Consider the following 9298-nt stretch of genomic DNA (forward strand, 5'->3'; position numbering starts at 1 on the left):
CCTGTAAATGATATGCGCAATTAGAAACATGAGAAAAGTTTTTGGAATACTTATTCTTGGCTTATTGAGCCTGAATACTTACAGTCAATATCCCTTTACGATCAACCTGAAAACAAAAACATTGTCGGGGCGCATGGTTTACTTTAACATCATGAATAACGATGATTTCATTCCAGTACGACGTGATTCTGCCAGGATTGAAAATGGTCAGTACAAGTTAACCGGGGAGATGAATCAAATGAGTAGCATAGTCGAGTTCAGCATCAAAGGCAATGGGAGATATAACCAGATCAGATTTGTTGTAGACTCAGGTCAGAATAACCTAAATGTTGAACTGGTCGATGAGCAATATAGAATGTTAAGATTAACATCGGATGCGAAAGGCTGCCAGATTTATGATGAGATGATAGACATCTTTGACTCGAAGGCAAATTCGCATCGGGTTGATGGACGTTACCAACTCCCCGCAGGTCTGACTACTGAGATTTTGTGGGATCAGCTGAGGGCCTTAAAAAAATATCCGGATGATTATGGGAGCCTGCTTTATTTGTATGCTATAGGCAGAACAGATTACAGTGTAAACATTGCTAAAGGTATTCTGGAAACGTTCGACCTGTATCGTCCGGCGCTTAAAAATTCAGCTTTGGGCAAAAAACTGTATCAGGATAAAGCAGATCTGATCAGTAGTACATTGGGAGCTAAGATTGGCGCTCCGGTAAGAATTTTTAATGTCAACGATATTGATGACAAACCTTTCACCAATGCTTCCTTAGAAGGTCAGAATTACCTGATTGTGTTCTCGGCAACCTGGTGCCTGCCTTGTCAACTGCAACTGCCCAAGCTAAAGGAAATCTATCAGGATTATAGGGATAAGGGATTAAAAGTGATCTATTTTAATAACGATGCCGATGTACAACGCTGGAAGAAACATGTCGCTACGAATAACCTGACCTGGGTCAATGTATCGGAGAGAATGAAACCTGCGGTCAGTAAAATTCAGAAGTCATTCGGCGTATTTGCCATACCGACCTGTCTATTGGTAAATAAAGATGGAATGATTGTGTACAATTCAGACCAGATGGATGCCGGGCTGGATCAGCTGGATGCCTATGTTAAAAAGGTATTCCTGCAATAAAAAAAGCCGCCCGAAAACCGCATGTTGAACGACAACAGCAGCCTTCGGGCAGCTTTAATTTACCTTCTGGATATCGTGGTTATTTACTTATGCTGGTTTCATAAAGCATTTTACCTTCATGGTTGATCACTTTTGTGTTCATCTTATGCTGGTTAAAGGCAAAACTCATAAATCCGTAATCTGCCGCTTCAAAACGGCTGTAATTGATTCCTGCGGTTACAGGGGTGACTTCCGATCCCGCTCCTGAAATGAAATGATGTGTAAAACCATCTGTTTTCAGGTGCTGCATAGAATGGTCATGCCCTGAGAGGTACACGTCAACCTTATGTTTTTCCAGCAAGTCTTTTAACACTTTCCTGACTGCCAGTGTATCGTAGTTTTTGATCCTTGGACCAACCGTATAAATGGGGTGGTGACCAACGATCACTTTCCAGCGGACATCCGGTGATGCGTTCTTCAAGGTTTCATCGATCCAGGCCAATTGCTTTTCAGGTTGCTGCCCCGCAACATGAGGGCCATATTCGGAGTTGGTATAAAACTCAGGGATCATGGGGTTTGTATCAATAAAGAGCATCAGGATTTTTCCTTCGTTGCCTTTGAGCTTTAGCTCTTTGGAGTAATACCTCGCCGGCATTTTCCATCGTCTGCTGATCTTGCTGTAGCGTACCTGTGCATCCGGATCAGATTTATAGTCGTGGTTGCCCAGGACCGGGTACCAGTCCCATTGCAGGGAGAAGTCCGTATAAACATTCTCGTAGGAGTAATGCCACAGTGGGTCCTGCTCGCTGGTCACGCCGCTTGGATAAAAGTTGTCGCCCACCGAGACGATAAAGTCATTTGGGTTTTCCGTTGTCCATTTTCCCATTTGCCGCGCTACCTGCAGCTGATGGTCGGCACCATTTCTTCCCCAGTCGCCGATCGCCACGAAATGAACATCATAATCGTCCTTCAGCTGGCCCCGCACCGAAAGCTCCTCGCTTTCGATATGGGTTTCTGCACCTGCCGCCAGTGATTGCAAGGGGCCGAATAATCCGGTGCCAAGGGCTGTCAGCGCCGATCCCTTCACAAAATCTCTTCTTTTCATGCCCCTGTATTATTTGGTGTAGCCGTCGTTTTGGTTGAGGTTGCCATTGAGCACCAGTTCTGTTGCGGGTATTGGGAAGATCCTGCGGTTGATGTCTTCATTGCCAGCTTTGAATCCCCATTTACCCTCATATTTGCCAAAGCGGATCAGGTCATTACGTCTCCAGCCTTCCCATGCCAGCTCTCTGCCGCGTTCTTCAAGGATGTCATCCAGCGTAATCGCAGTTACTTCAGCTGCACCTGAGCGTTTGCGGATTTGATTGAAAAGACCTACAGCTATGCCTGCATCTCCATTACTTCTCAGTAGCGCTTCCGCTTTCATCAGATAGACATCTCCCAGTCTGAATACAGGTACATCATTGTTTTGAAAACGTGTGGTGCTGTTGGTGTTAGGGTCCGGGAAATATTTGATGGACCTTACCCCCCTGGAGATGCCGTTCAACTCAGGACCAACGTCCATGGTGGCCTGGTCAGTAAGGATGATTTCAGGAGTAAAGTTCAGCTGTGCCGATCCATTTTTTATAGCTGTCTTGCCATCAGCAAGAAATTGAGGGCCAGCTAGCCATGTTGCATTTCTTACGTCATCCTTCAGGTTGAAAGTCGAATAGAATTCTGAAATGGTACACATCGCGTTACTTGGAGTGAAGGGCAGGTTGTATTTAGCCCTTAGCGTACCATGTAGTGAAAATCTGGTGAATTGATTGCCTGGAGAATAGTTGGCGTCGTAAACAGCAGCGAAGATGGTCTCTGAATTCGGGCCATTGTTGATGGCAAACAGCTGGTTATAGTCGGCCATGAGGCTCATGCCAGAGCCGGTCATGATCTTATCTGCATAAGTGATCGACTCGGTATACATCGGTGTGCCGATATAATATTGTGCATTGAGGTACATCTTCTGAAGGAGCGCGTAGGCCATCCATTTTGTCGGGCGGCCGTAGAATTTCTGCGTTACGGTAGGTGGTGCGTTCAGCCCTTCAGAGGCTTCCAGCAGTTCCTTTTCAATAAACTTAAAGACTTCGGCTCTGGGTGTTTGTTTGGCAACTTCTGTTGTTCCGAATGTGGTGATGGGGATATTGCCAAACATGTCCATCATATAGAAATAGAACAGGGCGCGCATGGTTCTCACCTCGTTGGTATATAGATCTCTCAGCTCACCAGCTTCAGCCTTTTTCAATAGGTCAAGAACCCGGTTGCAGTCGCTGATGCCTGAGTAACCCCATTCCCAGGCCCCCTGTACAGAAGGATCTGAGGGTGTCCAGCTGTGTTTATGCATGGAGATGTACCGGCCTTGGTCGTAGTATCCACCATTTCGGGCAGTGATGATCGCTTCATCCGTGCTCAGTTCCTGCATTCTCCAGATGTCTACACCATATTTCTCAGTGAACTTTTTGTAGATGGTACCAGTGGCAGCCAGGAAGGCGTCTTCAGATTTCGGAAAGTTGTCGCCGGTAAGTTGAGATTCCACATCAACGTCCAGTTTCGTGCAGCTACCCATTGTGAAGGTTGCCAAAAGCGCCAGTGCGATATATTTTTTCATTTTTATGTGCATTTGAGATTAGAGATTGAAGTTCAGACCCAGTAGGAAAGAGCGGGTTTTCGGATAGAAGTTACGGTTGTCGATGCCAGGTGTTTGTCCGGCCATATTGATTTCCGGATCTACGCCATTGTACTTGGTGATGATGAACAGGTTGTTTCCAGAAGCATATACACGAAGGGATTTTGTGCCCTTGATGTGGAAAGAGTATCCTAGCGTGGCATTGTCCAGGCGCAGGTAAGACCCACTTTCCAGGTACCTGTCTGATACAAACTGTGCGGTGTTGTCTTTCATGGCTTCATTGAGGGTCATCAGTGGGATATTGGTCTGGTGCGCATAGATTGGTGCGTTCATGTCTGCCAGCGTAGCGTTCAGGATTTTATTGCCATAGACCCCACGAAGGAAGAAGTTGAAGTCGAACTGTTTGTACCGGAAGGTGTTGTTCCATCCGTATAATAATTTGGGTTGTGCAGAACCTGTGATCGCGAACTTATCGAAGCCTGTGTTTGAGGTGGCCGCATTTCCATCATTATCGTAAAACATAGATACGCCATCGGCATTTTTACCAGCGTAGCGCAGCGTGTAGAATGAACCAAGTGGCAGTCCTTCTTTAATCACCTGGAAGCCATTGATGCCCGATTGTCCCCTTCCGCCAAAGTTCGCGGTATAAAACTGTCCGGCTTTGAAGATGTCATTGGAGATTGAGGTGATCTCATTTTTGTTGTGTGACAGGTTAAGCGCGGTGGTCCAGCTGAAGTCTTTTGTTTTGACTGCGATGGCGCTGATGGCAAATTCGATACCTTTGTTGCTCATTTCACCCACATTGGCGGTCATGACGTTGTATGGATACAGCGTTGTAGATACCGTATAGGGAGCGATCAGGTCGGATGTTTTTTTGTTGTACACATCAATTGATCCTGAAATCCGGTCGTTGAACAAGCCAAAGTCAATACCTGCATTCAGCGTAGAGGTACGTTCCCATTTCAGGTTCGGGTTGTCGTTCTGTGTGGGGCCGATTGCAGTAAGCCATTTTCCATCATTGTAGAAATAGCTGGATGGCTGGGCGCCATTGGTGAGTATGGCGGTGTAAGCATCAAAACCGACGGAGTTTCCGGAGACACCATATCCTGCACGCAGCTTCAGGTTGCTGATGACTTTCGCATTCTGCATGAAATCTTCCTGGTCAATGTTCCATCCTGCAGAAACTGAAGGGAACATTCCCCATTTGTTGTTCTTTCCGAAAGCAGAAGAACCATCACGGCGAATGGAAGCCTGAAGCAGGTACTTGCCTTTATAGTCGTACATGGCACGGCCATAGAAAGAGATCAGGCGGAGTGTAGAGATGTAGTTGGTGCCATAATTGACTACCGTATTGCCATTTCCGTTGCTCAGGCCCAGGTTGTTCCATTTCAGGTCGTCAGAAACAAAGCCCTGTCCCGAGGTCTGGAAGCCATCACCATTTCGATTTTCCTGCCATGAATATCCGGCGAGAAGCTTCATGTTGTGGTTTGCAAATGACCTGTCGTAATTGAAATATCCTTCCAGCACCTTTTGGGTGTTCTTGATGGCCGAGCGTTGCGCATATCCTTTAAGTCCCTGGGCAAGCATGGAAGCGTTGTTATAATATAGGTTTTCATTGATCTGCTCTTTTTGCATGGAGCCCATACCGGTAAAGTCAAGTCCTTTGAGGATGTTTACTTTCGCAGATCCATTGATCAGGTAAAGGTCTGTTTTTCCTTGTATGGTGTTGTTGTTCAATAAGGCAACAGGATTGTAATATCCACCGGTTCCTGTGGTACGGGAATAGTCTTCGGTAAAAGAACCATCTGCTTTACGAACGGCAACAGTAGGCAGGTAGGTAAACATGTTGTTGTATACCTGGCTGGCAATGCGGTCGTTGGTCGTATTGCTGTTGGTGATGTTCAGGTTGAGCTTTAACCTGTCATTCAGCATCCTTTGTTCCATACCTCCGCGGGCGATGAAACGCTCCATGCCGGATGTTTTGATGATCCCCTCGTTGTTGAGGTAGTTGATGCTTCCTGTGTAAGAAGAGTTGTCGCCACTGGCACTAAGGCTCAGGTTGTGGTTATGTGAGAAGCCGGTTTGGGTAACTTCCTTTAACCAGTCGGTATTGCTGCCATCATTGGAAACTGCATCCAATGTTTTGCCGTTGGCCTCAAGGTAGGCCCTGAGCTGATCGCCGGAAGCCATGTCGATGCTGTTGGAGATGGATTCTGTCGCCACATAGTTGCTGTAGGATAGGGTAGGCTGTCCTTTACCCGCTTTCCTGGTGTTGACCATGATGACGCCGTTTGCCGCTCTGGATCCATAGATGGCTGTTGCGGAGGCATCTTTCAGGACGTCCATGCTGATGATGTCATCCGGGGCAATCAGGTCGATGGAGGCACCGGGGACACCGTCAATCACATAAAACGGTTCCTGTGCACCCTCGCGGAAGCTGGATGGCCCGCGGAGGATAACCGCAGGGCGATCGGTAGGGTTACCGCTTCTGGTGACATTCAGACCGGCCACTTTTCCCTGCAGGAGCTGACCCGGTGAGGTGACCACACCACGGTTGAAATCTTCCGGTTTGATGGAGGATACAGATCCTGTGATGGCGTTGCGGGTACTTTTTCCATAACCGATGACTACCTCCTGAAGCGCATTGCTCTGTTCTTTAAGTTTAATGTTCAACGCCACCTGCTGGCCTTCTACCAGCATATAGTTGGAAAGGGTATCGGTCTGATAGCCCATATAGCTAAAGATGAAACGGTATGGTCCGCCTGCTGTCAGCTTGTTAAAGTTAAACAGCCCTTGTCCTGAGGTGCTGGTGCTGACTGATTTACCATCGCGTTGGTCTTGTGCACGGACACTCACACCCGGAAGTGGCTGTCCTGATACATCGAGGACTACACCTTTTACGGGGACCTGCTGTGCGTAGAGTGTTGATGCTGAGAAGAGCAGCAGTAACACGATACCCGGTTTGATTAATTGTAGAAATTTTAAGTGCATGATTTTCGGTGTTTTTTTAATCGTTGATTATTTTATTTTTTGAATGGTGTAGTGTTGGTTGTCCTGAACTTCTATTTCCAGGTTGTTGATCAGGCAGATGACCTGAAGTACGTGCTCAATGCCTTCTGTGTTGGTGTCGACTTCACCGGTATAGGTGATGTTTCCGATGTCTTTTTTATTGGCTGTTATGTTGACGTGGTAAGCTTCATTGAGGAGGCTGATGACCCTGGACAGTGGAATGTTCCTCATGGTAATCAGGCTGCCTTTTTGTTCGAGGAAGGTTGAAGCGACTGGTTTGACGATTGGTTTTGGATCGCTGAGAGAGGCGCGTTGTGTGCGGCGGTCAAATACAAGTGCTGCTGAGGGCTGGTTGATGTACACAGGCTCCATGTTGCTTTGTGCAGCTTCCGGCCGTACTACAATCTTACCACTGTGCAGGCGAACGCTCGTCTTTGCTTTACCCGCAGTGGTATTGATGGTAAAGGAAGTTCCCAGCGCTGTGGTTTTCAGACCACCTGCGTATACACTGAAAGGTCTGTGGACATTTCGCTTTACCTTGAAGTAAGCTTTTCCTGTCAGGAAGACATCACGAACTGGACCTTCAAGCCCTCTTCTGAATTTTAATTGACCTGAAGGATAGATCGTGATGCGGGAAGAATCCGGGAGTACAAATATTCTTTTTTCCTTTCCGATGTTTTCCAATACCTCCCACAATGCGACTGCATTGCCTGTTGATGGTGTCGTTGCCAGACGGGATTTCTTCTGGTCATGTACAGGATGTTGAGGGACGAACGTGGTATATCCCAGCCATCCCATGGTGAAGAAAAGGATTGCCGCAGCAGCATACCGTGCAGTGTTCAACATCCGTAGCCTGAACTGCCCTTTGCGTTCCTGCATCTCCATCTTATTGTTGATTGCGCTCAGGATGTGGTCTCGCATTTCCGCGGAAGTTTCCGCAGGAATTTCCTGTTTTGCCTCGTATTGTTTCCATTCCTCATCATCGAAAAGCAGATGGAGGTGCGCCGGGTTTTTCCAGAGTATGCTCAAGATCCTTGCATAGCGTTTTCTAGCCTTCATAATGGTATTATGCCGGCCAGCCGCTCATCCCCCAGCGGTTAACAATTATTTAATATGGCTACAGGAAAAAGAGGAGCATATACTGCTTGAGTGCAGAGAGGACTTTGCCAATATGGTTTTCTACAGTTTTAGGGCTGATCGACAGAAGCTCGGCAATTTCCTGGTGGCTAAAGCCCTGGCGCCGGCTAAGATCATACACCAGCTTACGCATTTTTGGAAGGTTCTCGATTTCTTTTTCAAAATGTTTCAGGAGGTCACGGTTTTCGACGGCTTTAATGAGGCTCTCCGCCAAGGGGCTTGGGTTTGCCTGTTCATTATGACGGAGCCTGCGGGCTTCTTTTCTTAGTTCAGCAAGCATGATCTGTTTGGCCATTCCGAAAAGCTGAATGTCCAGGTCGAGGGATTCATCAAGGGCGCTGCGTTTTTCCCAGAGCCTGATAAAGCTGAGCTGCACCACCTCCTTAGCAGTGAAATCACATTGCGTCTTGAAAAGGATAAAGCTGTATAACCTGGAGTGGTACCTGCTGTAGGCGTCGTTAAATGCGTTTAAATCATCATTCTTTATTGCACCTGATAAGTCTGTTTCCATCCGGAACAAAACTATTACAGCTGCGATAAGTTAAGATTAGCCCATTGTTAACCTTATATGAAGATGTACGTACATTTAACGGCGCTGCGGCGGTTACATCCGCGGTAATCTGGTAACCACGCTCAGGCCCGGTGTTTTTCCGGAAAGGCCTTTAAACTGTCCCACTGGTTTACCGAAATCAAAACTGCCCCAATACTGTAGCTTCGTGTTCCCAATGGTCTTGATTTTTCCTTTTAATCTGGGTTCTCCGCCGAATCCATCGTAATAACTAATTTTGATACCGCCAATGGTTTTGATTTTTCCTTCGATAGCTTTGTTGCCATCGAATACATCATAGTAAGTGATTTTAGAAGCCCCAAGATACTTTACCCTGCCAGTAATCTTTCTGTTGCCGTCAAATCCGTCATAATAGCTGATCTTTATAGTGCCGACAGATTTTACTTTTCCGGCAAGTCCGGGGCCGTCAAACACATCATAGTAAGTGATGGCTGCAAGGTCGTCATAATAATCCCTGTCATCACCATACAGATCGCGGTCCGGATCGTTACGGTCATCATTTCCATTTTTTTTCGGTATATCCAGTGTGCCATCTGCATTTAGCATGATCCGCTGTTGGTTTGTACTGAACAGGATGGAGCGCAATGCCGACTTGTCTTTGCTGATGATAAAGGTATAATGTGTTGAGTTTTGGCTTTCTTCCGGAGAGGTAGATTGTGCCTGTGAAGCAATACTGCTGATGAAGATCAGGAGGACGAGGTAGATGCGTTGAATTTTCATTTGGTTTTCGTTTGTGTGTAAATGTTGGACGAAAGGTAGTACTTTAAGTTTAACGGCTTGAGAGTAATTTTAAAAAGCGATGGGGATCAGT

The 9298-nt window shown here is 46.7% G+C and carries 7 protein-coding genes; 1 reads left to right on the top strand and 6 read right to left on the bottom strand.

Annotated elements, in window-relative coordinates; all coding sequences use genetic code 11:
- Window positions 1–28: 28 nt before the first annotated feature.
- The gene (locus PBAL39_RS24350; RefSeq protein WP_008246828.1) at window positions 29–1135 is read left to right on the top strand and encodes a TlpA disulfide reductase family protein; all 1107 of its coding nucleotides are present in this window, start codon (window positions 29–31) and stop codon (window positions 1133–1135) included.
- Window positions 1136–1214: 79 nt separating this feature from the next.
- On the opposite strand, the gene PBAL39_RS24355 is transcribed toward PBAL39_RS24350, so the two are convergent.
- The 6 genes from PBAL39_RS24355 to PBAL39_RS24380 all read right to left on the bottom strand — a co-directional run bounded on the left by PBAL39_RS24355 (window position 1215) and on the right by PBAL39_RS24380 (window position 9207).
- Window positions 1215–2219 carry a tartrate-resistant acid phosphatase type 5 family protein gene (locus tag PBAL39_RS24355; protein ID WP_008246829.1) on the bottom strand — a complete coding sequence of 335 codons (1005 nt, stop codon included), beginning with the start codon at window positions 2217–2219 and terminating at the stop codon, window positions 1215–1217.
- A gap of 9 nt (window positions 2220–2228) precedes the next feature.
- Complete coding sequence (locus tag PBAL39_RS24360) at window positions 2229–3755, bottom strand: RagB/SusD family nutrient uptake outer membrane protein (protein ID WP_008246830.1); 1527 nt, start codon at window positions 3753–3755, stop codon at window positions 2229–2231.
- Between the two features lie 18 nt (window positions 3756–3773).
- Window positions 3774–6764, bottom strand: coding sequence for a SusC/RagA family TonB-linked outer membrane protein (locus PBAL39_RS24365; protein ID WP_008246832.1), 2991 nt, complete (start codon window positions 6762–6764; stop codon window positions 3774–3776).
- Between the two features lie 27 nt (window positions 6765–6791).
- Window positions 6792–7841, bottom strand: a complete 1050-nt coding sequence (locus tag PBAL39_RS24370) for a FecR family protein (protein WP_008246833.1) — start codon at window positions 7839–7841, stop codon at window positions 6792–6794.
- A 58-nt stretch (window positions 7842–7899) separates the two neighbouring features.
- Complete coding sequence (locus PBAL39_RS24375) at window positions 7900–8430, bottom strand: RNA polymerase sigma factor (protein ID WP_008246834.1); 531 nt, start codon at window positions 8428–8430, stop codon at window positions 7900–7902.
- 93 nt (window positions 8431–8523) lie between these two features.
- Window positions 8524–9207 (bottom strand): hypothetical protein, encoded by a 684-nt coding sequence (locus PBAL39_RS24380; protein ID WP_008246835.1) that lies wholly within the window; start codon window positions 9205–9207, stop codon window positions 8524–8526.
- Window positions 9208–9298 lie beyond the last annotated feature (91 nt).

It is taken from the genome of Pedobacter sp. BAL39 (genome assembly GCF_000170795.1).
GTDB lineage: Bacteria > Bacteroidota > Bacteroidia > Sphingobacteriales > Sphingobacteriaceae > Pedobacter.